At 44.2% G+C, this 24,932-nt stretch carries 18 protein-coding genes and 3 pseudogenes; 13 read left to right on the forward strand and 8 right to left on the reverse strand.

Translation table 11 applies throughout. The annotated features are described in order from the left end of the window. The first annotated feature begins 1 nt into the window (after position 1). The 5 genes from rimJ to HC752_RS15590 all read left to right on the forward strand — a co-directional run bounded on the left by rimJ (position 2) and on the right by HC752_RS15590 (position 6,910). Positions 2–583 carry a ribosomal protein S5-alanine N-acetyltransferase gene (gene rimJ, locus HC752_RS15570; RefSeq protein ID WP_190336087.1) on the forward strand — a complete coding sequence of 194 codons (582 nt, stop codon included), beginning with the start codon at positions 2–4 and terminating at the stop codon, positions 581–583. A 32-nt stretch (positions 584–615) separates the two neighbouring features. Then, on the forward strand, positions 616–1,095 hold the full coding sequence (locus HC752_RS15575; protein ID WP_190336088.1) for a DUF2947 domain-containing protein: 480 nt from the start codon (positions 616–618) through the stop codon (positions 1,093–1,095). 588 nt (positions 1,096–1,683) lie between these two features. Further along, positions 1,684–5,007 (forward strand): methyl-accepting chemotaxis protein, encoded by a 3,324-nt coding sequence (locus HC752_RS15580; RefSeq protein ID WP_190336089.1) that lies wholly within the window; start codon positions 1,684–1,686, stop codon positions 5,005–5,007. A 240-nt stretch (positions 5,008–5,247) separates the two neighbouring features. Further along, positions 5,248–5,451: a hypothetical protein gene (locus HC752_RS15585; RefSeq protein ID WP_446751443.1), complete on the forward strand. Its 204-nt coding sequence runs from the start codon at positions 5,248–5,250 to the stop codon at positions 5,449–5,451. Positions 5,452–5,692: 241 nt separating this feature from the next. After that, positions 5,693–6,910 carry an iron-containing alcohol dehydrogenase gene (locus HC752_RS15590; protein ID WP_190336091.1) on the forward strand — a complete coding sequence of 406 codons (1,218 nt, stop codon included), beginning with the start codon at positions 5,693–5,695 and terminating at the stop codon, positions 6,908–6,910. Here HC752_RS15590 and HC752_RS15595 read toward each other — a convergent pair. Beyond that, positions 6,907–7,605 (reverse strand): DNA-3-methyladenine glycosylase I, encoded by a 699-nt coding sequence (locus HC752_RS15595; protein WP_190336092.1) that lies wholly within the window; start codon positions 7,603–7,605, stop codon positions 6,907–6,909. The genes HC752_RS15590 and HC752_RS15595 overlap by 4 nt on opposite strands. Positions 7,606–7,782: 177 nt before the next feature. Continuing rightward, a complete protein-coding gene (locus tag HC752_RS15600) occupies positions 7,783–9,681 on the reverse strand; it encodes an alkaline phosphatase PhoX (RefSeq protein WP_190336093.1) in 1,899 nt (632 codons plus the stop codon). A 214-nt stretch (positions 9,682–9,895) separates the two neighbouring features. Between HC752_RS15600 and HC752_RS25470 the strand changes: the two genes are divergently transcribed. Further along, positions 9,896–10,150, forward strand: a complete 255-nt coding sequence (locus tag HC752_RS25470) for a hypothetical protein (RefSeq protein ID WP_190336094.1) — start codon at positions 9,896–9,898, stop codon at positions 10,148–10,150. Positions 10,151–10,180: 30 nt separating this feature from the next. Here the strand turns inward: HC752_RS25470 and HC752_RS25305 are convergent. From HC752_RS25305 to HC752_RS15625, 4 genes and pseudogenes are all read right to left on the reverse strand, one after another. After that, positions 10,181–11,404 (reverse strand): annotated as a pseudogene (locus HC752_RS25305) (Hsp70 family protein); the annotation flags it as partial. A 123-nt stretch (positions 11,405–11,527) separates the two neighbouring features. Continuing rightward, positions 11,528–13,144: pseudogene (locus HC752_RS25310) on the reverse strand (Hsp70 family protein); the annotation flags it as partial. Positions 13,145–13,323: 179 nt separating this feature from the next. Next, positions 13,324–15,270: pseudogene (locus HC752_RS15620) on the reverse strand (Hsp70 family protein); the annotation flags it as partial. Then, positions 15,270–15,902, reverse strand: a complete 633-nt coding sequence (locus HC752_RS15625; RefSeq protein ID WP_190336096.1) for a DUF2760 domain-containing protein — start codon at positions 15,900–15,902, stop codon at positions 15,270–15,272. The gene HC752_RS15625 and the pseudogene HC752_RS15620, both read right to left, overlap by 1 nt. A gap of 374 nt (positions 15,903–16,276) precedes the next feature. Between HC752_RS15625 and HC752_RS15630 the strand changes: the two genes are divergently transcribed. Both HC752_RS15630 and HC752_RS15635 read left to right on the forward strand, forming a co-directional pair. Beyond that, positions 16,277–17,833: a sensor domain-containing diguanylate cyclase gene (locus HC752_RS15630; protein ID WP_190336097.1), complete on the forward strand. Its 1,557-nt coding sequence runs from the start codon at positions 16,277–16,279 to the stop codon at positions 17,831–17,833. A 122-nt stretch (positions 17,834–17,955) separates the two neighbouring features. Continuing rightward, complete coding sequence (locus HC752_RS15635; RefSeq protein WP_190336098.1) at positions 17,956–18,486, forward strand: 3'-5' exonuclease; 531 nt, start codon at positions 17,956–17,958, stop codon at positions 18,484–18,486. A 4-nt stretch (positions 18,487–18,490) separates the two neighbouring features. Here the strand turns inward: HC752_RS15635 and HC752_RS15640 are convergent, their stop codons facing one another. Then, a complete protein-coding gene (locus HC752_RS15640) occupies positions 18,491–18,634 on the reverse strand; it encodes a hypothetical protein (RefSeq protein ID WP_190336099.1) in 144 nt (47 codons plus the stop codon). A gap of 172 nt (positions 18,635–18,806) precedes the next feature. Between HC752_RS15640 and HC752_RS15645 the strand changes: the two genes are divergently transcribed. Genes HC752_RS15645 through HC752_RS15655 form a run of 3 tightly spaced genes read left to right on the forward strand, consistent with a single transcriptional unit; the run spans position 18,807 to position 21,717 of the window. After that, positions 18,807–20,552: a vWA domain-containing protein gene (locus tag HC752_RS15645; RefSeq protein ID WP_190336100.1), complete on the forward strand. Its 1,746-nt coding sequence runs from the start codon at positions 18,807–18,809 to the stop codon at positions 20,550–20,552. 53 nt (positions 20,553–20,605) lie between these two features. After that, the gene (locus HC752_RS15650) at positions 20,606–21,160 is read left to right on the forward strand and encodes a sigma-70 family RNA polymerase sigma factor (RefSeq protein ID WP_190336101.1); all 555 of its coding nucleotides are present in this window, start codon (positions 20,606–20,608) and stop codon (positions 21,158–21,160) included. After that, positions 21,157–21,717, forward strand: coding sequence for a hypothetical protein (locus tag HC752_RS15655; RefSeq protein ID WP_190336102.1), 561 nt, complete (start codon positions 21,157–21,159; stop codon positions 21,715–21,717). Before HC752_RS15650 ends, HC752_RS15655 begins: the two co-directional genes overlap by 4 nt. Positions 21,718–22,462: 745 nt before the next feature. Here HC752_RS15655 and HC752_RS24825 read toward each other — a convergent pair. After that, positions 22,463–22,705 carry a hypothetical protein gene (locus HC752_RS24825; protein ID WP_238930533.1) on the reverse strand — a complete coding sequence of 81 codons (243 nt, stop codon included), beginning with the start codon at positions 22,703–22,705 and terminating at the stop codon, positions 22,463–22,465. A gap of 101 nt (positions 22,706–22,806) precedes the next feature. Between HC752_RS24825 and HC752_RS15665 the strand changes: the two genes are divergently transcribed. Then, complete coding sequence (locus HC752_RS15665) at positions 22,807–23,352, forward strand: hypothetical protein (protein ID WP_041852932.1); 546 nt, start codon at positions 22,807–22,809, stop codon at positions 23,350–23,352. A 578-nt stretch (positions 23,353–23,930) separates the two neighbouring features. Next, positions 23,931–24,692, forward strand: a complete 762-nt coding sequence (locus HC752_RS15675) for an FRG domain-containing protein (RefSeq protein ID WP_075761638.1) — start codon at positions 23,931–23,933, stop codon at positions 24,690–24,692. Positions 24,693–24,932: the final 240 nt, after the last annotated feature.

The raw sequence follows: 24,932 nt of genomic DNA on the forward strand, positions 1-24,932 counted from the left end.
CATGAGTTCATACATAATGCATGCGTCTTGCAATGGTGTGATCGTACGTACGGCAGAGCTTGGTGACGCAAAGAAAATCAGTGAATATTTCAGACGGAATAAAGCGCATTTAAAGCCTTGGGAACCGAGGCGTGAGGAAGCTTTTTTTCGCGAAGATGGATGGGCACAGCGATTAATTAAGCTGCATGAACTGCACCGAATAGGATTGGCGTTTTACCTGATCATTATCGATGAAGAAACGGACGAAATGATGGGGACGATTTCTTTTAGCAATGTATCTCGTTATCCTTTTCATGCGTGTAATGTCGGCTATTCTGTCGCCGAGTATCACCAAGGAAAGGGTGTGATGAAAATCGCGCTTAAATTGGCTTGCGACTGGCTATTTGAAAATCAGAATTTGCATCGTATTATGGCCGCCTATATTCCCACGAATTTACGTAGTGAAGGGGTGTTGAAGCACTTAGGGTTTCAATTGGAAGGGACGGCAAAAGATTACTTGCTTATTGATGGTCAATGGCGAGATCACAACCTTACATCATTGATTAATCCTAATTGGCGTGGAAAGCCAGACTACTCTCATTAACACTAGATTATTCTAATTAATAAAGGAAACACATGTCCTATTTGTCCTTGGATGATTATCAACGCAAATGGATTTTTACCCATCAGTCGATGCCCGTTCCTGAAGCCGAACTGAGTCATGTAAAGCCCATGACCCAAGCGCGTGCAGCGCAGCTTTGGAAAGAGAATATCAGTGCTCAAAGCCCTGATGCTGAACGTTTTAGTTCTCAAGATTGGCCAATGAAAACAAGTAATTGGTTGCATGAAGTCGACTGGATGCAAGATTGGGATTCCGATATAGACGATTTACCCGCTGAGGTTTTAGAACACATTGATTGGCAAGACGACGTGACCGTGTATTTCTGCTATGAAAAGTACAACGTGATTGAGACAAAATGGGCGTTCTTTAAAAAACATTGGAAGAACTTCCTTTTTTACGACGACGGCCCGATCTTAATTGCTCGTCGTCGCAATGAGGCACTTTGGTTCAACGAAGCAGGAAATGTTAAATTGGGGTATAGAAATAAACCTTAATTTGGCTTGGTGTTTCTAAATCCGGCTCTACTGATCTTGACATTCTGCTAATCTCCATATTTTGCTAGCTTTAATGGATATCAAAGATTGCCATGCTCTCATGGCAATCTTTTTCATTGCGTAAGAGATGATAAAACCTAATCATTTAACCTCAGCAGTAACTTAACCTCAGCAGTAATACGAATCCAACCTATTATTAAGGTCATATTCTTAAACTTTTCGAAGTCACCTATCTATAAAATACTCTCTATTTAGTATAACTGATGCTATATCAAAGAATTTCGTCATTGAAACCATCAACGATTCATTGAAAATATCTATAAAATAGAAGCACTTTCGGCATAGAAGTAGGTAGGGGTTTTTGTTTTATATTATTATTTAATTTATCAATTAATTATCTTTCGTTAAAAAAGCGATCGGGTGCCCAATATAAAACCCCCTGAAAAGAAAATGTTTCCAGTAATGACTTTTAGTGCTCTCTAGTTAGACAGTTAATGTGAGTTATTTAAAGGCGTTCATGAAGAAAATAAGAAATGTTCTATACTTCATTTGACATCACAATGGGTAGAATAATAGTAAGGGGCGTACATGGTCAATATTAGTGAATTATACCATTCATTAAATCTCACTAAAAAGCTAGTTGTAGCGTTTTTATTGGTAGCATTGGCGCCTTTGTCTATTGTGATATTAATGGTGCTATACCAAGCTTCAAGTGCTTTACAGCAGCAGGCATACGCTCAGTTGGGCGCTGTGGGGGAGATTAAAAAAAGTGCCGTTCAACGACATTTTAATACAAAGAAAAACAAGCTGATTGAATTAGCTCACAGCCCTTACACTCAACATGCGGCACGAGAATTTATATATGCGTATGACAGCGTGGAGGGCTTGCCCAAGACTCCGAAAAGTCTGACTTATTACTACAACAATGAATTTGGAGAAAAATTCAAACAAGAAAACCCGATGATATTAGACTTGCCGGATCTTTTATTGGGAGTTACGGATAAAGGGGTTGCTTTGCAAACTCGTTATATTGCTGACAACCCATACCCATTAGGTGAAAAAGACAAACTTTATAAAACGCGTTACGCTGACGAATATGATCAAGTTCATCAGCGTTATCATGGTTATTTTAAAAAAATTCTTGAAATCAACGGCTTTTATGACATTTTTGTTGTAGACAATGAAACGGGCGTCATTGTTTATTCTGTATATAAAGAACTGGATTTTGCCACGTCTTTAATCAATGGGCCGTATGCAGACAGTAATATTGCCGAAGCCTTCATAAAAGCAACGAAGCTGAGCTCCTCAGATGAGTTTATATTTATAGATTATCAGAAATATCTCCCCTCTTATAATGCGCCTGCTAGTTTCATATCGACTCCGCTGATGATTAATGGTGAGTCTGAACCTAAAGCCACACTTATTTTTCAGCTATCAATTGATGAACTGAACGACATAATGATTGAACGAGAGGGGCTGGGAAGTAGTGGTGAAACTTATCTTGTAGGGCAAGATGGGCTAATGCGTTCAGACTCTTATTTAGATCCAGAAAATCGTTCAGTTGTTAACTCTTTCAAATATCCCAACAAAGGGAATGTCAATACGGAGTCATTTAAGCAAGCTATTCAGGGGCTGCAAGACCAGCAAATTGTTCAGGACTATAGAGGAGATTTGGTCTTATCGGCTTTCATGCCAATATCAATATTTGGAACAAAGTGGGCTTTGCTCGCTGAAATTGATGAGAAAGAAGCGTTTTCTGCTATTACCAATCTTAAGCTGTTGCTGGCGTTGGCATTTGTATTTACTGCATCGGTGATCATTGTCGTCGCGTTTATGTTTGCACGAACATTAACACGTCCCGCATACGCTCTTGTAGAAACGATGCAGCAAGTAGAGAAAGAAGGGCGATTTTCAATCCGTGCACCCGTAACCTCTCATGATGAAATAGGACAGTCGGCGGAGGCTTTTAACTCCTTGCTCCATGCGTTACAACAATCCATTTCGGAAACGAATGACGTTATGAACGATATGGCGTCTGGGAAGTTTTCCAAGCGTATTCATGTTCATTGCATAGGGGAACTCGAAACGCTTAAGCAAGCAACTAATCATTGTGCCAATAGTTTGGATACGGCGATTAGTGATATAAATGAAATTATTAAGGAAATGTCTGAAGGGAAGTTTAATTTACAACTCAAAACCCCCATGCAAGGCGATCTCAATCAGCTCAAGAATAACATTAATTCCTCTCTAGACACCTTAAACAGTACGATGGATGCTATTGTCGATGTTATGAAGAACGTTGAAAATGGCGATTTTAAAACACAAGTCTCTGTTGATGTTCGAGGTAATCTTGGAGAATTAAAAGAGAGCGTAAATAATTCAGTTACCTGTATGTCGGGAGCCATCGATGAAATTGGGGTTGTTATGGCAGCCATTCGGCAGGGTGATTTTTCCCGGCGTGTGTCTTTGCCTCTAAAAGGTCAGCTACAAGGGCTTAAGGATGATACTAATTTTAGCGTCGATAACCTCGAGAAAATTCTAGAGGATATTAATAGTGTGATGTCCAGTGTTAGCCGAGGTGATTTCAAGCGAACCGTAACATGCCCAGCAAAAGGGCGATTAGGTCAACTGAAAGAAGACATCAACACGTCAATCTTAAGCTTGGATAAAGCGGTGACCGAGATATCGTCTGTCATGACAGCAATCAGCCAAGGCCAATTTGATAGGACGATTACCTCGCCAATGACAGGGCAGTTAGATGGCTTGAAAGTGGACATTAACAGTTCAGTTAATGACTTGAATAAAGTGATGACTGAGCTCGCAAATGTGATGTCGGCGATGAGCCGAGGTAACTTTGACCAAAAAATTGAACTCCCTCTAAACGGGCAGCTTTTGATGCTTAAAGAAGACGTGAATAACTCGACAAATACAATTTCAGCAGCCATCAATGAAGTAACCGCCGTACTCAATGCTATGTCGCGAGGAACACTCACGTATTTAGTGAATGGTGATTATGAAGGTGTGTTTTTGGATTTAAAACGGGACGTAAATAGCACAATAAAAAAACTCACAGAGGTGATTGAAGGGATTCAAATCTCGGCTGATCATGTTTCTCAAAGTGCAAGTGAAATTGCAGATAGTAATACGGAAATCAGCAAAAGAACGGAGGAACAAGCCGCTAACCTTGAGCAAACCAAAGCCAGCACCAGCAATATTCTTAGTGAAATAACACAAGTAACCGAGCAGTCTAACGAAGCCGTTGAACTTTCGAGCTATGCCAAAAATATCGCAACCGAAGGCGGGAAACTATCGGCAGATACCGTCATCGCGATAGACGAAGTGAATAATGCGAGTAAAGACATTAACGAGATTGTTTCGGTAATCGACGGTCTTGCATTTCAAACCAACCTATTGGCTCTCAATGCGGCGGTTGAAGCCGCTCGAGCGGGGGAGCATGGGCGAGGCTTTGCTGTTGTTGCCAATGAAGTTCGGGAACTCGCTGGGCGTAGTGCCACTTCCGCTAAGCAGATAAAAAACATCATAGCGAATAGTAATCAGAAAGTAGATCAAAGTACTGAAATGGCGAACAGCTCTGGTCTAAAATTAAAGCAAATTGTCGAAGAAGTATCGAAAGTCAATTCCACGATCGTTAAGATCAATCAATCTACCACCACACAGAAACAATCTATAAAAGAAGTCGATATTGTTATACAGCGTTTGAGCGATTTGATTCAGCAAAATTCCGCAATAACCGAAGAAACGATGACGGCGGCACTTCAAATGTCGGATCAAGCCAATGAAATGCTTCGTTTACTCAAATACTTTTCATTGGTCTCAAGTGAGCAATCGGCGAATAAGAACGCGTTGACAAGACATAATAATCAACAGCTAAAAGTAAAAGGGCAAGCATAGTGACTTAACGGATATTCAAACAACACTTAGCTGGGAAAAGCAATCGTAACACTTAGGTTGCTGTATAAAAAAACAGCATTCGTCTTGACTCGTGATTTTTAGCTCCTATACTGTATGTGTATACAGTTTTCATGGGGGCTGAATATGTTGTGGGAAACAATGGAAAGGGTGAACAAATTACGTCAGCAAGCCTTAGCTGATCCCGAATTTATTAAGGCTGCAAAAGAGCATGAAGAAGCATTGAGAGCTATGGCTAAAGAAGAAGCAATGGCCAAAGAAGTAGCAACGGGCAAAGAAGTAGCAATGGCGAAAGAAGAAGCGATTGTTCGAAAGAAACGCTTGAAAGCAGCACAAGAAAACAAAATAAATCGTGGACCTAAATTGTTGTCAGATATATACAGTGAATCGGCATTTGGTGCCAACCCAACTGGCGAACAGCACTGATTCAAATATCAATTTACGTTTTGAGTATATTGATGATGAGAACCAGCTTACTAAAAGTAAGCTGGTTTGTTATTCCTCTGTTCTTCTATTTCTTTATTCCTCTGTTTCTCAACGCAGCGAATCCATACAAAAGTACCAATCTCATTGCATCTTTCTCTCGAATTTCACTTTTCTTTGTAGAGATAACTGTTTGTATTGCCTAGACTAGATGTGTCATAAAGTTTCCCAATTAGGCAATATCATGCGTTCCCAGTTACTACTTTTGATGCACAAGGCGTACATAAAAGCACTGAAATTAGCGGCACTTATTATCCCGATTCCTAAGCCGACTTTGTTTTTGGGGAAGGATTCGCACAAGCAGTTGTGTCATTCCATTTCATTACTGGGCATTAAACGTGTGCTTATTGTGACCGATGAGGGGATATGTGCTTCTGGTCTTTTAGAAAAGTTGGAGTCGGCATTGGTGCGTACCAGTGTGGAATACTCTTTGTTTAAGCAGGTCACACCAGATCCCACATACGATCAGGTTGAGCTGGGTTTCGAACAATATCAACGAGACCACTGCCAAGGTGTGTTGGCGATAGGAGGGGGATCGCCTATCGATTGTGGCAAAGTCATCGCGGCACGTGTTACCAACAAAAAAAACATTAAGCGTTTAACGGGGCTTCTGAAAGTTTGGCGTACGCCAGCCCCACTGTTTGTTATGCCAACGACATCAGGAACTGGGTCTGAAGTCACAATAGCGGCAGTGGTATCCGACCCCATCTCTCATCAAAAAACACCTCTGATGGATCCGAAGTTGGTTCCTATGTTGGTTTCTTTGGATCCTGCCTTCTCAGTGGGCTTGCCTCCCCATATTACTGCGCATACTGGTATGGATGCGTTAACCCACGCAATTGAAGCGTATATCTCTGTTAATGCAACCCCAGAAACGAATGGGTATGCCAAAGCCGCTATCACCCTGATTCACGAGAATCTAGAAAAAGCCTTTATATATGGGCAGAACAGCGCGGTTCGACAGAACATGTCGCTTGCTTCTTACTATGCAGGGTTAGCTTTTACAAAAGCTAGCCTTGGTTACGTTCACGCCATCTCACATAACATTGGTGCTAAGTACGGTACGCCTCATGGATTGGCGAATGCTGTGATATTGCCTCACGTTTTGGAATTTTCCAAACCCGCGGTTATAACGCAGCTGGCGGAACTTGCTGACCTTATTCATGTCAGCGATCCAAAAAGTACGGAAAGAATGAAAGCCCACGCTTTTATACAGTATGTTCAAAACCTTCAATCAAAACTTAACATACCTGAAAAGCTGGATGACATTGTCGATGAGCACATTCCAGATATTGCAAAAGCAGCGTTGTACGAAGCGCAATGGAATTATCCGGTACCTAAGCAGATGAACCAGCACCAATGTGAAGTACTTCTCCATCAATTGCGGCGCCGCATCGCTTAGCGCGGTTCCATGACACGATTATCGCCGCCGCTGTAAGCAATGATTTGACTGATTTCAGATAGGCTGCGTCCGCTTTCTTGCTGCCAATCTGCAAATGCATGGCTGGCTGCTTTCAAAGCGCTTTTCGTGTGGTTTCCGCTGGTGATTACGCCTGTATTTCTTAGGTGTGATTCCACATCCGATGAGAGGATAAAGGTATCCACACCGAGTTGACGTAACGCGTAAGGTCCGGTGTTTCCGCCTAAGCGCTTCCCATGCTTTTTAAGGTGAGCCCAAAGATCTGTGACGCGGTCACTGTCTAGGTTGGCGACGAGGTTTGCAAATGAGCCATGCTCATGCCTAGCTTCGTATATCATTTGAGCATTAGCAGGGATAGACATGACTTTTGTTAGATGGCGAATAATACGCGGATCTTGGGCTTTTTGTTCCCAGATTTCGTCTGATAGCATGAGTAAAGGTTCTATTCTGAATTGAAAGAAAACGTCCTCAAAGTTTTGCCACTTACTTTTAACTACTTTCCAAGAAATCCCGCACTGGAATACTTTCAATGTGAACTCCGCCAACCAGCGATCCTCTGGAATTAGCGTAATCTCTTCTCGGCTTAATGGCTTAGAAAGTAATCTTTCTAGATTGCTAGCACCGCCTTTTCTTTCGGCAGCCCGCTCATAAATCGTTTGGAACTTCTCTCTTGGCATTTAAATGTCCTTATATTCAATTACCTGTCATTGCGTAGGTTGGTTAAAGTAGTACAAATGGGTAATTATTTACACTAAATGTTGGGCAATTCGACAATGCAAAACTGTGATGAGTGTAGTGCAAGAGGCGGCTGAACTCCGCCTCTATGATGGGGTAATCTATGATGAGGTGCTTGGCTAGGAGCCGATCACGCCGCCGTCCTTTTTCGTAATCATGACGATAGAAGAGCGTGGAATGCTATTTCCCCCGTCTGGGAAGTGCGAAGGTGCGAATTCCTCTCCAGGGTGCTGAACACCGATAAACATCGTTTTATGGTCTGGTGAGAAGGTTAGCCCTGTTATTTCACAAGCAATGGGTCCCGTTAGGAAGCGGCGGATCTCGCCAGTGTCGGGGTCACTGCACAACATCTGATTGTTCCCCATACCAGCAAAGTCGCCTTCATTTGAGTATTTACCGTCGGTTTGAATCCAAAGTCGTCCCGTCGCATCAAACCCAATGCCGTCCGGACTGTTGAACATATTGTCTTTATTGATGTTGCCCGAGCCAGCCATGAGCCCAGACTGATGGACTTCAGGGTTACCTGCCAGTACGTAAATATCCCAGTTAAATGTATCGGATGTGTGGTCGCCAGCCGCAGGGCGCCAACGAATAATGTGACCATATGGGTTCTTTTCGCGAGGGTTTGCCACGTTCAACGGCTGATTTTCCTTAACACCACGGTATTTGTTATTGGTTAACGTGCAAAATACGGATTGTTGGTCAGCGTGAACCGCTACCCATTCTGGGCGATCCATTGTGGTTGCACCGACTTGAGTTGCCGCCATGCGAGCAAAAATCATCACAGAAGCCGCATCTGGAAATCCGTTCTCTGGTGTTAGACCGTTTTTGCCCCACGTCAGCTCTAACCACTGACCTTGCCCTTCGATGTCGCCTTCTTTTCCGGTGAACTTTGCAACATACAAAGTGCCCTCTTCCAATAGATCCTTATTGGCATCCGATCCTTTTACATATTTGTTTTTCGACACAAATTTGTAGAGGTGCTCGCCTCGCTCATCATCGCCTAGGTAGACAACGGCACGACCATCACCATTGATCGTCAGTGCAGCATTTTCGTGTTTAAATCGACCCAGTGCACTGCGCTTCTTCGGGGTAGAATTGGGGTTCATTGGGTCAATTTCGACCACCCAGCCAAAGCGGTGAGGTTCATTTGGGTGTTTACTTACATCGAAACGCTCGTCGTGTTTAAACCAGTCGTACCCCCAGTCTTTGTCGCGTATGCCATAGCGCTTGTAGGTATCGCCGAGTTTGGTTTCTTTTTCTGCGGCGAAATACCCATTAAAGTTCTCTTCACAAGTAAGGTAAGTCCCCCAAGGTGTTTGACCATTTGCGCAGTTGTTATAGGTGCCCAATATTTTTTTACCCGACTTGTCTGCGGCTGTCTTGAGTAGATCGTGCCCAGCGGCTGGTCCGGTCATTTCCATTTCAGTGAACGCTGTGATTCGACGGTTCAATCGACCTTCTACATTGATTTGCCATTTGCCGTCTTTTTTTGCTAATTCAACAATAGACACACCGTGCGCAGCTTGTGACTTTCTCGCGTCATCGGCGGTAATACTTTTTCCTTGGTGAGGGTAAAGATATTCGTTATTGGTATATTCATTGTTTACCGCAAGCACGGCACGAGTATCCGAGAGCGGGAAAAACGTCATGCCGTCGTTGTTGTCACCAAACTGCATCTCTTGCGCTTTGGAGTCATTGCTTTGGCTAAATTGGGGAGCATTGTTGAATATGGGATCCCCCCAAGACACAAGCACATCCGCTTGGTAGCCTTTGGGTACTTCTATGGTGTCTGTGGTGGAAATAGGAATGGCATCAAAGCCCATTTTAGTTGAAGGTTTAGAAGAGGCTTTTGCCATGGCTTGGCTTAAAGGTGTTGCCGCAAAAAAGGCAACCGTGCCTGCCGCGCCTGTTGCTTTCAAAAATCGGCGACGAGAGAGTGCGGCTTCAACGATCTTGTTGAATTCTGGCTCTTCATCCAGAATGCGTTGGTCGTGGTGTTGGTTAAATAGAGTCACAGTGCTTCCTTCCTTTCAGTTTCCCTGTTGTTCAAGACACTACGCTTAATGTTTGAACGATCCATTGGGGATTGTTATAGAGCCGCTATATTGAGTGGTGAGCGTTTCAGATTCTTGACAATTTTCTGACGCTATGGTGTCACTCATTAAAACTGTGATGCTCTGGATTTTTTGTAGCTAAAAGGGAAAAAGAGTATACGCAGGGGATCGCAATATGCTTTATTCAGCGGGCTGTTCTACCAAAGAATGGGCTACATGTTTCTTGCCCAAAGCTGAGGTTAAATCGAAAATCGGTGTCACAACAACGGAGACTATCCTAGGCATAGAAATTGAGCCAGATGCTGGTGTGGTGGTCGGCAACGTTGTTCAGGCTATGCATATTGGTTGCGGCATCATGGCAGGCTTAAAGGGCAGTGAACAGAGTTTCCTTGCCGACACTGTAACGCCAGCTTATGGGGCTAAACCCTAAGCTGGCGTTTTTATGGCTGCATGCTTTGGCTCAAGAGCCATGGGGAAGCAAAGTAAGCCCACTTGGCAGTGCATCACCAAATACGCGTTTGGATTCGCTTTCTGAGAGTTCTTTTACTTGCTCTACAAGCGAGATCCAAGACTCCGGTACTTTGCTTTGTTTGAGTTTAGCTCGTACTTGCTCTCGGTAATCGTCTGAGACATCGAACAATCGGTCGCCGGTTTTACGGCACATCATAACGACGGCAAAGGCAATCATGGGTTCTTTTTGCCAATTCAAATCCAATAATTTGGGTAACCATTGTTCAATTTTTTCTCTAGGAATGGCGTTATGTTGACTGCCGTACAACGGAGTACGAGAAGCCAATCTACCTAAAGCCCACCAGTGCGCTTGTTCGAACTGGTTATGATTTATTGCTTTGCTCAAGTACCAAGTCGCCAGTAAAACCTTGTCTTCAACGTCTAAGTTTTCTAGCGACGCTGACAGCCTCACCATCGACTCATACCCCATATCCTGAGCGGCTTTTGCCGATTGGGGGTTTTTCATGGCACCGGGGTGAAGGTACTTAGCGATGTCTGCCAAAATGGTCTCTTGCTGATCTTGGTTTAAGCCGCCAGCGACCCGACGCCAAAACACCCACCAGTCGGTCCAGCTTTGATGGTTTTTGAATTGAATACCTTGCTGGTATAGGCTCCATATTTGCTCGATACGCCAAGAGTCAGTAGGGTCACCAAAGCCAGGACGCATGCAGAATCCGGCTAAGCGTAGCCAGTTTTTCTCATGCTGTTCAGAGCGGCGTCGGCGTTTCCGACCTTGAGAAAAGGCATCAAATAATTGGCGAAGTGTGGCGAAATCCCATTCTTCACGCTTACCCAGTTTTTTTTCAAGATCCTTCGGCAGCGTTTTTATCTCTTTGCCTTCAGCACTTTTCTTATTGCCACTGTAAATTCGGCTGATGAGCGTTTTGCATTCATCGAGGCTTGGGTGAAAACGAGCGGTTTCCTGAGTGTCTGCTTGTTGGTTACGCACTTCGAATTCAAGTGCCCAACGCTTGCTGTCGTCTTCCGTGCTAACGCATTCCATCTTAAGCGTGCCAACTTCCGTAAGCTGGCAAGCCAGTTGAACTTCAACGCGTTCTTTCTGATTTGCTTGGAGCATTGCGCCTTCGCTTTCTAACGTTGAGATATAAGGCGGCAACGGGGCAAAGTAGTCGGGGTCAACCTTCACCATCATGCCATTTTGGACAGAAGCGCTGTGTTGAACAGGAGCGTTATTTTGATCGGAAGTGCTATTTTGACCAGAAGTGCTATTTTGATCAGAAGTCCTATTTTGACCAGATGTACATTTTCGACCAGAAGTCCTATTTCCAGAATTCGCGTTGCCTAACGAATCGTGGGTTGAGGTGAGCAAGTTAAATTTAACGGGCTCACCCAGTGTCAGTGAGAAGCGTCGACCGCTTAGCCGAATCTCCTGACCTTCTTCGGTTCCTTTTGCGAGTAAGCATAAGGCGTTACCCATTTTGTTTTTTTCTGGTAAATGCAAGAAGTAGGAACGAGCGGCGCCGCCCCCAATTTTAAGCTGAGCCCCTCGTCTTGCCTTACCAAATGCGACGGCGCCCAATGCCACCGACCAATCAGGATGCGGGTTATCCAACACCGTGATTGGCGTTCCTTTCCAGTTTCCTAAAAGCTGAGTGATGCGCTCGGTAACGAGTTCACTGTTGAACACACCACCATTCAGAAGTAAACCAACGGGAATGACCGGTTTTTCGGTTCCTTCGCTGTTTTCGAGGTGTTGGTTATCATCTCTATTTAGCGCCGTATGCGATACCTGCTGATGTTGCGTAAGAAACTCCGCAATGTGTTTACTGACGGCAGGGTCGGCGACATAAGGTAGCCCAAACTCAACAACTGCGCTGCGCCTTTTATTGGGGAGGTCTTCAAAACCCGAAAGAGGGAAAAATCCGTCTAGCGCAATTTGATGAACCTCTTGTTTAGACAGTTGCACGCTCTTCGTTCCACCAAGCAGTTTGGAACCACTGCCTAGCATGGTGATTTTGACTTCTTCCGGCGCATTTGAAGAGAGCAGGTACTCTTTTGCTTTTCGGGTTTGCTGGATTAGCTTGGTAAGATTCGCTGCGTTGAGTTTTTTGGATTGGCTAAACCGCTGCTCGGCAAGGTGCGCTAACGCCAAATCGAGATTATCGCCACCCAGCATTAAATGCTCGCCGACGCCAATGCGATTCAAGGTAAGATCGTCGGAATCAAATTTCGCTTCAATCAAACTCAAATCTGTAGTTCCGCCGCCGACATCACACACCAGAATCAGTGGCAGCGTTTTGAGCTCCTCGGAAGCGGTGTGCTGGTGGCGTGCATACCAGTCGTAGCAGACAGCTTGCGGCTCTTCAAGTAGCACGATTTTGCCTAATCCGGCTTGTTCTGCCGCTTCTAACGTGAGCTTGCGTGCCGTTTCGTCGAACGAGGCAGGAACGGTGACCACAACATCTTGATCTTCCAGCTTATTACTTGGGTTTCGGTAATTCCAAGATTGGCGAATGTGGCTCAAATAGCTTGCGCTGGCGGTGACAGGAGAAACCTTTTCGACATCGGTTGCACCTGCCCAAGGTAAGATCTCAGAACGGCGATCGACCGCTTGATGAGAAAGCCAACTTTTTGCACTGGACACTTGTCGACCTTCGACTTTTGCTCCAAGTTCTCTTGCCCATTCACCGACAATCACGTTGTCGATATCGCCTTTAGTACCCTCTGAGCCCCAAGGAAGAATGCAATCCGATGGGGATATCTGCCCATCGGCTGGGTGATACCGAAAAGAAGGAAGAAGCGGTCTACGAACAACTTCACCGGGACCGATTAACTGGTCGATGTCGAATAACGTTACGTTTGATTGTTCTAGGTTGTCGGTGATTTCACAGAATGCTACGACGGTATTGGTCGTACCTAAATCGATTCCGACGAGAAAACGAGGAGATGTCATATAACAAAACCTTCTGTTATTTTTAATTAGGTCAACAGGCATTAGAAAACGGCATCCACTGGATGCCGTTTTGGTGTTTACTGTTGGTTAGGAGAGTCACTGGATGTCTTCTCTTCACCACGGGATGCATTGTCTATATGTGCATTGTCTTTACGTACATTGTCTTCACGTACATTGTTTTCACGCAGATTGTCTTCACGCAGATTGTCTTCACGCACATCGAACTCGACATGCCATTTCTGACCGTTGTCTGCTGCAATGGCTTCTAAATACAAGGTGCCTAGCTCCGTTACTCGAGACGCTAACGTAACAGGCACCACGTCGCCTTCGCGTCGACCATCCGAGACCGGCAGCGTGACTTGAATTTCTGGCAGTTCATCCAATTCTTCTGGTGCCCAGTAATCCAAATGTGTTCCAGCTTTGTCTTCGCGGCGAACGGTTGAACCGAAGAATTGGAAATGAACTGGCTGACCGATGATCAACCCAAACTCTTGGCTTGGAACTTGAACGCTGGAGCCTTCTTCCATGCCGAACGGAGCCACACAAAGCGCTTCCATGGGGGGGGCCATACCCGGGATCGCAGGCATGGCGCTTTCGATGCCGACATAGTAAGACGATGCAATACCACCGCGGATTCGAACCCCTTGACCACGACGCACGGCACCATAGTATGAGGCGCCACTGGCCACCGCCAAATCCAAATCGACACCCGTTAAGCGTTTGGCGTATTCACAATCGGCTTCAATCAGCCATTCGTTAATGGTTTCTTCCAATCGCTCCGCGAGAAGAGGGGACTTAAGCACCCCACCATTGAACAAAATAACCGATGGTTTAATAAAGTTGGGCGCTTGTTCATTGCTTTCCACCTCTGGCATACCCGGCATGTTTGCGAAAGGATTAAAATCTTGAGCGGGAGCAGTGGATTGCTCAGACGAAGCATCGGTTTGTAGAGCGTTAGCTTGCTTGGAAAGAAACGCGGCAATGTGGCGAGTGATGCCTGCATCTTGCGCGTAAGGTAACCCCATCTGCGTTAATGCGCCTCGGGGTTTTTGAACAGGGTGGTCTGAAACCGCGATTTTTGGGAAGAACCCTTCTACAAGCGTTTGTTGGACTTCTTGCTGAGTCAACTCTGTTTTTAATGTTGCCCCCAGTAACTTGGAGCCACGGCTTGGTACAACAATAGGCACCGCTTGCAGTTCTGCGTTGTTCAACAGTGTCTCTTTGGCATCGCGGCAAGCGTGAGTCATGGCTTGAACTTGCCAAGGCTGAAGTTCTTTCCCTTCCTGTGCCAATTTCATCTTCAAGCGGTAGGCGAGCGCCAGATCCATGTTGTCGCCACCCAGCAGGATATGCTCGCCAACGGCAATACGGTTGAGAGACAGATTGCCATTATCTTGGGTGACTTCGACTAATGAAAGGTCTGTGGTGCCCCCACCAATATCTACGACAAGAACAATATCGCCTACGTTGACTTCGTCGCGCCATGCATCATTACTGTTATCAATCCAGTTATAGAGTGCCGCTTGTGGCTCTTCCAAAAGGGTAAGATGAGCAAAGCCGACGTTTCGTGCCGCTTCTGCCGTAAGGTCTCGCGCCGCTGGGTCGAAAGAGGCTGGTACGGTAATGGTCACATCTTGCTGAGCCAGCGGGTTATGAGGGTTTACGTGATCCCAAGCTTCTTTAAGGTGCTCCAGATACAGTTCGGTCGCACGAAGAGGGGATACTTTTTCGACTTCTTCCGGGCTGCCTGCAGGCAGAAAGGCATCTCTGCGATTCACTCCGCTATGGCAAAGCCAAGATTTGGCGCTGGCAATTAAGCGGATGGGGGTTTTCGAACCAAGGTTGCGTGCAATTGCGCCAACGAGTGCGGTTGGCTCTGACGACCAAGGAAGCACGCGGGATGCAGGGTTCATTTCATGCTCATGAGGTTGGTATAAAAATGAGCCTAGCTGGCTGCGATTTTCAACCGTGCCGGGTGCGGTCAGTTGTGGTATGTCCAACACTTGGACACGAGTATCTTCAATGGTGATATCAACATAAGACAGCACGCAATGCGTTGTCCCTAAATCGATTCCGATACTGTAGGTGGGGGAGGCTGGATTCGAAAGTGAATTCTGGTCGTCCATTACAGCTCTACCTCGGCGGGTGCGATAACCGTTGCATCGTAGTTTTCTGCCAATTTCGGCAAGCTCATTGATTCGGCTTTCCAGCCTTTGTGTACCAATGTGCCATTAAACGGAGCAGTACCCGTTACATTGCCCGTTAGGCGGACTTGTTGTGGATTGAATCCGTCTTCAATGGTAATGCGGGTGTCTTCCTCTTCATTGCGAATGTGAGTCAATGAAACATATTCGTTCAGTACTTTTTGACCGCCAGTGTGGATAACGCGTGCTGCGGCGCCAACTTCTTCATCGGAGAAAGACGTGAGATCTTCTTTTAGGAAGTCGATTAAACGTGCTTCTTGCTGCATGATGGAAAGCAGCTGCATGGCTGAATCGGTAGAAGCGGTTGCCAGTGTCGATTCGACTTCAACCACTTTTTCGATGATTTTCTCAACTTCTACCACCTTTTCAACCTCGACGATTTTCTCGACGGGTTTTTCGACTTCAACGATCTTTTCGACAGGCTTTTCGATGACTTTTTCGATGACTTTCGATTTTCTGCTCACGGCGATCAGAAGTAACAAAACACTGGAGGCTGCCAGACCTGTGTGCAGCATATCGAAAGTTTGAGGAACTAAATTGATATCAAAGTTCATAATGGAATTCTCTGTATAAGCCATAGGCATTCAGGAAATGATAGCGTGTGATTCATTAGAGACCAGAATACCGAGATATAGCGGAAAAATTTGGGGCGAACTGTAACATATTCAAGGGTGTTGGCAGGAAGAAAAAAGGCGAAAAAGCGCGAAAAAAATGAGCTTGTTGAATTTTTGTACAACGTAATATCTCGTTACATATCAAAACGAGTATTTATGAGCTAAAGATATTATTGGAATCTCATTCTGTATATGTGTGTGATACGATATTCGGCCATATCAACCTGCTTCGAGTTTTGTAGATAACGCATTCTCCTGTGGGAAAACGATCTTCTTCAGAAAAATATTGGTCGAGAATTGTCCATAGAGATGTTATGCCGCTAAATAACCAGAGATACAATCAACCCAAAGGCAGCTTTTTACCTTGGTTAACGTTTGGCGTTATCACGTTTGTGACTCTGCTTTTTGTGTATTTGGCTGCGCTAAGCCAGCAAACCCATACGTTTCGGTTATTTGACAATCTTGCAGAACGGCAAAGCCAAATGCTTAAGGTTCTGGTTGAGAAGGACATCGATTTTATTGGTGCTGCCGCGAATTTTTTCCATTCTGTTGAACCGGAAGACTGGAAGCAATTTCCCTTGTTTGCAGAGGGAATCATTCAGGATTCGTCTAGCTTAATTGGGTTCCAATGGATGCCAAGGGTAAGAAAGGAAAATATCGATGCCCATCTTAAGCAACTTCGTAAAACGTACCCTGAAACCAAGCTTCACACCGTACCACAAGGGAAGTCAAAAACGTTTGGTTTTACCCTCCCGGAGGGGGAGGATGCGTATGTCGTTTCTGATATCTACCCTGACAATGAGCAGAACAAAAAGTTACTTGGTTTCTATTCTTCTCGGGATCGTTTTCGGGTGATATTAAAAGACATTGTCGAAACAGGCGATTCCAACATTTCAGATAAAATTCGATTGCTGCAAGATGGCGAAGACAAAACGTTGCCCAGAACAGGAATGCTGGTTTATCACCCCGTTTTTTCACATGAAGACCAGAGCTTACTTGGTGTGATGGTGGGCGTGATTCGAACCACCCACTATTTTGAAGATTTGATGTTAAGAACGGCGGCAGAACAAGAACTTGTTATTCAAGTGAAAGACGTGGGTTTTGATGCGGAAGACGACCCTATTTTATTTGAAAGTGCCGAATGGTCCGAAACCGAAGGGCTTAAAATTCGAAAAACGATCCGTTTGCAAAATCGTGAATGGATCTTGACATTCCGGCTTATGGCACCGATGACAGCAAATGATAAATGGACATTGGCCAGTATTGTGTTGTCTGGGCTGGTGGTGGCGTCTTTGGCGGCATTTGTTGTTAACCTGATGTCGAAAGAAAAGTACCGTTTAGCACAGAAGGTCGATGAACAAACAAGCGAGCTGCGATATTTGGTGGAGCACGATACCTTAACGGGGGTGTACAACCGACGAGCATTTAACCACATGTTTACTGATATGATTGACAAAGATAATCCGTTTTCTTTGGTTGGCTTTGATATCGATAAATTTAAAGTGATCAATGATGAATATGGCCACGCGGCAGGTGATGCGGCACTGAAGCATGTCGCCACCCTAATTTCAAAAGAATTGAATGATGGTGACTTTTTTGCTCGGATTGGTGGCGATGAGTTTTGTATTTTAACTTATGATATTGATTCGGATATTCTCTCTGCCTATGTGAACAGGTTGATTCGACGTGTTGCGTGTTCCCCAGCTAAGTTTGGTCGTTTGAGTATCGGTATTACTTTGAGTGCTGGTGCTAAGCCTAGGGTAGATGAATCGAGAGAGGAGTTGATGAAATCCGTTGATGCGTTGATGTATTCAAGTAAACAAGCGGGCAGAAATTGTGTTTCTGTTGGTAATGGCGCTGAGCCTCGATGATACAGGCGTGATAGATGTGGCTAGCCTAAAGTGGGCATGGAACCTAGAATTTGTAGGTGACTTGGGTATACTATGCCGCCTTGAACGTTTTCCTCTCCTAATCATCCAACAAAAGGTAAAAAATGAACCACAATCGCGTTGTCTGCTTCGATTTGGAAATGTGCTGTTGGAACAAAGATGGTGTCGGTACGACCGGTGAAATCATCGAAGTAGGGCTAGCAGAAATCGACTTGCACAAAGGCGAAGTGGTGAAAAGAGCACAGTATTATGTGAAACCCGAGCATGATGAGGTGTCTCTTTTTTGCAGTGAGTTGACGGGAATTACCCCCCGCTTGCTCGAAAAGCAGGGTCGTCCGCTTGCTGAGGTGATTCGGTCTATGATCAAGAACTTTGGCGGGGCAAACAAAATTTATGCCTCTTGGGGAAGAGATGATCTGATTCTGATGTCGGAATGTGAGCAAAAGGGGATCGAGTTACCTTTTAAAGAGTTTTTAAATCTCGCAACAATTTATCGAATCCAACATCGTTTAAAAGACAAGCGTATCGGCCATAGAGCGGCTCAGGAAGCTCGCGGTATTGAATGGGAAGGTCGGCAGCATTCCGGGTTTGTTGATGCTTATAATTTAGCGAAGTTAGCGTTGGTTATGCTTTAAAAACTTAGAAAGGGCGGGTCATTCCACTGCGTTCATCTCTTTGAACAGGAACAGAGTATAACGCTCTGAACCATACGGTTTTTTGGTTTAAAGTAGGCATGGATGTTGTGCCTAACGGTCTCCTTTCTGTATCCATTCCGTTGTTCATTCAATTCCGTTGTCAATTCCGTTTCCTTATACCCCCATATTTCGAGGGAATTGAAAAAAACAAAAAAGTGAAAACTTTTTCACCCCATTTTTCTTTTCGTCCGTTTATAGCTTTTATTCATACACGATTAGCCAACGTAAACGCTAATCAAATCACGAATAGGGCACACAATATGACATTCACTAAAAACGATATTGCTGTACTGATGATCGCATTGGGTTTGGTCACGGCATGCACTGAGAATACGGGCACGACTCAAAACCAGGATCCTTCCAACCAACATGATTCAACCGAAGTGGTGCGTCAAAATGTGGCGGCACCTGAAAATGTGGCGATACCTGTAAAAGAAAAAGCTGCCCTTGAGGTGGCAGTAGTCGACGCCAGTGATCTTCAATATGATATGGCACAAGAACCTTCGGTTTCCTTTGTTGCTCCGAGTACGCGTATGGCAACGCCGATGATTGCTCGTCGACTACCCACCATGGAGCCTTCTCCATATATTGGTCATAGAGATCGCTACCTTGAGACGCCTAGCAACGGCGTAAAACAAGTGGCTTCGGCACCGCTTTCGACGTTCTCTATCGACGTGGATACGGGGAGTTACGCGAACGTCAGAAGCTATATTAATATGGGGCAAAAGCCGCCTTCTGATGCCATTCGAGAAGAAGCTTTCATCAATTACTTTGACTACCAATACGACACGCCTAAAAATAAAAAACTGCCCTTTTCTGTTCAATCAGAAGTGGCGCCTTCACCATGGAGCGCGGAACGGCATCTACTTCGCATCGCACTAAAGGGGTACGACATTCCAAATTCTGAGCGCAAGGACTCTAACCTTGTGTTCTTAGTGGACGTGTCAGGTTCGATGGCAGAACCCAACAAATTGCCCCTACTGGTACAGAGCTTAGCTTTGTTGGTTAAAGAACTGGATAGCCGTGACACAGTGAGTCTTGTGACGTATGCGGGTCACTCATCTGTTGTACTCGAACCAACAAAAGGGGAGAGCAAGCAAGTTATTTTGGCAGCACTAAAGCAACTCCAAGCGGGGGGAGGAACCTACGGTGAAAGCGGCATAAAAATGGCCTATCAGCAGGCTCAAAAAGGGTTTATTAACAATGGTGTGAATCGAGTAATTCTGGCGACAGATGGCGATTTTAATGTGGGTGTGAGCAATATTAATGATCTCAAAGCGATCATTAAACAAGAGAAAGAAAAAGGCATTTCGTTAACCACGCTTGGCTTTGGGCGTGGTAACTATAATGATGGTTTGATGGAGCAACTGGCGAATATAGGGGATGGCAACCATGCGTATATCGATACCTTACATGAGGCTAAAAAAGTGCTGCTAAGACAAATGAGCGGCACGTTGCAAAGCATTGCTCACGATGTGAAAATTCAGGTGGAGTTTAACCCAGCTAATGTGAAAGAGTACCGTCTGATCGGGTATCAAAATCGACTATTAAAAGATGAAGACTTCAATAATGATGCAGTTGATGCGGGGGAAATCGGTGCTGGGCATTCAGTTACGGCACTTTATGAGCTGACATTGGCAAACGATAAAGGGCAAATTGACGACTTGCGGTACCAGAAGAGCATCCCTTCACCCGATGCGAAAGCTCGCAGCAATGAACTGGTACAGGTAAAAGTGAGGTATAAATTACCGAGCAAGAGCGAAAGCAAATTGGTGCAGCATGTGGTTTCGACAAAGAACGTGCGTTCGGATTTCTTGCAAGCCAGCTCAGATTTCCAGTTTGCTACCGCTGTTGCGGCTTTTGCTCAAAAACTAAAGGATAATCACTATCTAAGTCATGTTAACTATGACGACATTGCAGGCATTGCGCGCTCTAACCGAGGTGACGACCCACATAATTACCGTGGAGAATTTATACGATTGGTAGAGATGGCACAAAGCCTTTGAATGGCATAAATTGGGTGTGTTAACGCCTTTCATTACTTAGGTAACAAGCATAAATGCAAGACAATACGGATGAACAGTTGATGGTGATGTACAGCAAAGGTGATCAAAGTGCCTTTGCTGCGCTTTATTCACGCCATAAAGCCCCACTCTATCGGTATTTTGGGCGTCAGTTAAAGCTCGAGCAAAAAAACATGGTAGAGGAACTGTTTCAAGACGTTTGGTTTAAAGTGATCGACGCTCGTGAAAGTTATGAGCCGAAAGCAAAATTTACTACTTGGCTCTATCAAATCGCTCATAATTTGCTGATTGATGTCTATAGGAAACGCCTTTCTGAAAGGGAGCACCTTGCGACGCTCAATGAGGGGCGTGTAGAGCAAATGGATGAAAATACCCATGTATTACAAAGTAAACATGCCATAAGAGCCTGTATGGATGGTCTTGCGCCACTTCAGTTAGAAGCGTTTATGTTGAAGCACGAATCTGGTTTTGCGACCAAACAGATTTGCGACATTGTAGGTTCTAAGCCTGAAACCATCAAAACTCGCCTTCGTTACGCAATGGAAAACCTAAGAGAATGCCTGATACGTAAGTTGGGAGGTAGAGAATGACGACACCACTAAATGATGAAAATGTCGTAAAAATGTACAAAGAAAGTGCAGTTGAAATACCGTCTAAAGAGACAGACGACGCCATTTTGAACTACGCAAAGACAAACCATTCAACGGTTTTAAAACCGCATTATATTGCTAACTGGAAGCCAATATTTGGTCTGGTTGCAACCATTGCATTCGTTACTTTACTGACGCCGTGGAAATGGGTTGAGAAACCAAACCTTATGCATGAGGAAATCCATTTAGAATCAACGCCTTATGAACAATATGGTGACGCTTTGGAAGCGCATATCGAAGCGGCTCCCGCGTTTTCCGAAACTGCTCCGGCTGCCACCAAAATGAATGAGGAGAAGGAGTTTAAAAAGCAAGAAAGGATGCTTAAAAGCACCCCTGAGCTAAACACTCAGTTCAATCCATTTTTTCAAGTGGAGAAGCTTGTTCTTGAGGGCAAGAGAACAAAAGCGAGAGAAGAGCTGAAAAGGCTATTGGATGAAAGCCCAAACTTGGAAGCAACATTGCCAGAGCACTTAGTTGAATTGTTGCAAAATGAGTAGAGATGCAGATGATTGTTACACTTGGGTATCCATACAGGTTGATATTTTTTTGAGCAACTTAGATTTAGGTGTAATACGAACGCCTTTTATGCCCGCAAAATTTTTGCAACCAATACTTTGTGATTGATATGTTTAGAGTTTATATTGGCTAGAAGAATTGTTATATGGAACACATTCAATAAGATATATGGATAGTGTCTGTATAATAAGTTGTTATAGCGCTTTGAAAATTCAAGGGTTGTCAGGTTATCGAAAGTTGCTGGCTTCAGTGCTTTGTGTTCGATTTCTCAACCAACATCAAGGTGGTTAACTCGGCGCAAACCAAGTTGCTGCAAGCTTTCAAAACCAATCAGGTTCACCGAATATTGAAGTTCTGTTTTTGGTTCCTTCTTATAAATTCTCGACTAAGTTGGTGTTTTGGGCTTTGTGGTCTGGTTGCAACAGGTTTTGTTGTCTAAGATGTCGTTCATTGAATGCAAGCGAAGTGCTTCATTGCCAAGTAAGTCTATTTGTTGGTGTCGCTCTAACAAAAGCTTCAAACCGACAGCCAACGCGTGGCATTTTTGGTTTGCGGTGATTTCAGTGTTTAAGGCGCAATGCAGCAGCTTGTTTTGTGCGTTGTCTGCAGTTTAAGCTGGCGTTATAGCGCTTTGGTAGTTCAAAGGGTGTAAGGCTCTCGAAAATTGCTGGCTTCAGTGTTTTTGAGTTTGATTCCTCAACCAGCATCAAGGTGGAAAAGTCGTCGTCATCCAAGTTGCTGCAAGCTTTCAAAATCAATCCGGTTCGCTGAATGTTGAAGCTTTGCTCTAGGCTCGTTTTCCTGAATTCTCGACAGAGTTGGTGTTTTGGGTTTTGTGGTCTGGTTGCAGTAGGTTTTGTTGGCTAAGATGTCGTTCATTGAATGCATGCTAAGTGCTTCATTGCCAAGCGAGTTTTCTGTTTGTATCGCTCTAACAAGCGCTTCAAACCGACCGCCAACGCGTGGCATTTTTGGTTTGCAGTAATAATTGTGTTTAAGGCGCAATGCGGTAGCCGTTGTGTTGCGTTGGCAGCGGCTTAAGCGGGCGTTATAAATATTTAGGAGTTTTAATGAGAACCTTCAGCAAGGAAGAGAAAGCCATTCTTAGTAAGTTAGTTAAATCAAAGACACTTCGAGATGAAGGTATGATTTTGCTAGATTTATTTTTAGAAAATGAATTTTTTGGTCACAATAGCAATAAAAGCATCTTGGCTGACCCAACAGCAGGTAAAACATACGTATCAGTTGACTCACTTGATAAAGAAGTTTGTAGAAATGGGCTAATAGAGACAGTAACTCTAGTTCAGCTATTAACGGAATTAGAAGAAAATGGTTACGTTTCTTTCGTAGGTAGTACCAATTCTAATAAAATAGCGATAGGTAACCAGCACAGCAATGGAACCACTGTCGAGCTTCCTTCATCTTTAAGTAAATTCGTTAATACAACATTGGGTAATTTTATATTACCAAGTGCTTCTTTAAAGGAACTCGTTGACAATAAGTTCAAATCTGAAGATCAAAGAAGACACTGTCAGGCTATGTGGGTTGCTAGCATTGCTTTAATAACATCCATCGCATTTGGGGTTTGGGGTATTGTTAAAGACCTATTCGCATAATATTTATAACAAAGCATTTAAGAGTGATTCCCAACGCTTGGCACTTTCAGTTAAAGGTTGGGTTTCGTGTTTACGGTGGCATGGTTAAGGTTTGGCGGTAGCGTTGGTCACACCTTAATGCGGCGTTATAGCGCTTTGGTAGTTCAAGGGGTGTCAGGTTCTCGAAAGTTGCTGGCTTCAGGTTTTTTTGAGTTTGATTCCTCAACCAAATCCAAGGTGGAAAATTCTCGCAAGCCAAGTTGTTGTGACTATTTCAAACCATTCCTGTTTACCGTATTTTGAAGCTTTGCTCTTGGCTCGTTTTTCTAAATATTCGACCGAATCGGTGTTTTGGGCTTTGTGGTCTGGTTGCAGAAGCTCACTTTGGCTAAGATGTCGTTCATTGAATGCAAGCGAAGTGCTTCATTGCCAAGCGAGTTTTTTTGTTGGTATCGCTCTAACAAAAGCTTCAAACCGACAAACAACGCGTGGCATTTTTGGTTTGCGGTGAATTTAGTGTTTAAGGCGCAATGCAGCAGCTTGTTTTGTGCGTTGTCTGCGGTTTAAGCTGGCGTTATGCCTCACGGGAAATTTAGCATATGAGTTATAATTGGGAATCGTTTAAAGCCTTTGTTGGCAAAAATACTAGTGGAAGTAAGAAGTATTATTTCCGTGGTCAAAGTTCTTCACTTTGGAAGCTGGAGACAAGTTTTCAGAGAGCATCGGTTGGCAAGGGAATCCCGATGCTTACCTATCTAACGTCCATTATGAGTGACGTTAATTATCAGTTCTCTTCGTTTGATAAGCCCGTAAACTTGCAGGATAGTATTGAATTTGGTGAACTATTGGCTCGTTTGCAGCACCATGGCTTTCCGACTCCATTACTGGACTGGACGCTATCGCCTTATATTGCCGCCTATTTTGCTTTCAAGGGAGCACCGTTGGAAGCCAAGCCCGATGATAAGGTTTCTATCTATATGTTTGATATAGATAAGTGGATGGCAGAGACGTCTCCGTCAACTGACTTGCTTAGTCAGGTGCCCTTTGTTGGTAACTTTGTTCCCTATGCTACCAATAATCAACGTATGGTTAGGCAAATGGGTGTGATGACAATTACAAATGTTCCAGATATTCAACAATTTATTTTAAGTAAAGGGAATGACTATTTATTTAAAATTGACTTACCGGCTTTTGAGCGGAGCTTAGTATTAAAAGAGTTGAATTTGATGGGCATTAATGACCATACACTATTCCCCGATTTGGATGGGTTATGTAAACATTTAAAAGAAGTTCATTTCGACAGTAAGATCAAAGTTCCACCGCCGCCTCCACCATTAGTACCATTGCCACCAGAGGCATAACAAGCAATTTAAGAGGGATTCACAACGCTTGGCACTTTTGCTTCTACTTCAAATTTAGTGTTTATGGCACAATGCTTTAGGTTTGGGTGGAAGCGTTGTTCACCCCTTAATTGGGCGTTATGTGCTAGTTCAATCCAAACAGTTTGCCTTAATATGAGTTCGTGAGCATAATGATATTCGACATAGAATCAGCTTGAGTAGAAATATGAAACCTAAGGTTAATTACCGTAGATACAAAAA

The organism is Vibrio sp. S9_S30, assembly GCF_014694455.1.
GTDB lineage: Bacteria > Pseudomonadota > Gammaproteobacteria > Enterobacterales > Vibrionaceae > Vibrio.

What these genes read in the sequence shown, in the direction of transcription:
- HC752_RS15595 (WP_190336092.1), bottom strand. Translation starts at nt 7,605, where the DNA reads ATGCCAAGAGAGAAGTTCCAAACGATTTATGAGCGGGCTGCCGAAAGA.
- rimJ (WP_190336087.1), top strand. Translation starts at nt 2, where the DNA reads ATGAGTTCATACATAATGCATGCGTCTTGCAATGGTGTGATCGTACGT.
- HC752_RS15665 (WP_041852932.1), top strand. Translation starts at nt 22,807, where the DNA reads ATGAGAACCTTCAGCAAGGAAGAGAAAGCCATTCTTAGTAAGTTAGTT.
- HC752_RS15645 (WP_190336100.1), top strand. Translation starts at nt 18,807, where the DNA reads ATGACATTCACTAAAAACGATATTGCTGTACTGATGATCGCATTGGGT.
- HC752_RS15635 (WP_190336098.1), top strand. Translation starts at nt 17,956, where the DNA reads ATGAACCACAATCGCGTTGTCTGCTTCGATTTGGAAATGTGCTGTTGG.
- HC752_RS15675 (WP_075761638.1), top strand. Translation starts at nt 23,931, where the DNA reads ATGAGTTATAATTGGGAATCGTTTAAAGCCTTTGTTGGCAAAAATACT.
- HC752_RS24825 (WP_238930533.1), bottom strand. Translation starts at nt 22,705, where the DNA reads ATGCCACGCGTTGGCGGTCGGTTTGAAGCGCTTGTTAGAGCGATACAA.
- HC752_RS15655 (WP_190336102.1), top strand. Translation starts at nt 21,157, where the DNA reads ATGACGACACCACTAAATGATGAAAATGTCGTAAAAATGTACAAAGAA.
- HC752_RS15630 (WP_190336097.1), top strand. Translation starts at nt 16,277, where the DNA reads ATGCCGCTAAATAACCAGAGATACAATCAACCCAAAGGCAGCTTTTTA.
- HC752_RS15650 (WP_190336101.1), top strand. Translation starts at nt 20,606, where the DNA reads ATGCAAGACAATACGGATGAACAGTTGATGGTGATGTACAGCAAAGGT.
- HC752_RS15640 (WP_190336099.1), bottom strand. Translation starts at nt 18,634, where the DNA reads ATGAACAACGGAATGGATACAGAAAGGAGACCGTTAGGCACAACATCC.
- HC752_RS25470 (WP_190336094.1), top strand. Translation starts at nt 9,896, where the DNA reads ATGCTTTATTCAGCGGGCTGTTCTACCAAAGAATGGGCTACATGTTTC.
- HC752_RS15575 (WP_190336088.1), top strand. Translation starts at nt 616, where the DNA reads ATGTCCTATTTGTCCTTGGATGATTATCAACGCAAATGGATTTTTACC.
- HC752_RS15625 (WP_190336096.1), bottom strand. Translation starts at nt 15,902, where the DNA reads ATGAACTTTGATATCAATTTAGTTCCTCAAACTTTCGATATGCTGCAC.
- HC752_RS15580 (WP_190336089.1), top strand. Translation starts at nt 1,684, where the DNA reads ATGGTCAATATTAGTGAATTATACCATTCATTAAATCTCACTAAAAAG.
- HC752_RS15590 (WP_190336091.1), top strand. Translation starts at nt 5,693, where the DNA reads ATGCGTTCCCAGTTACTACTTTTGATGCACAAGGCGTACATAAAAGCA.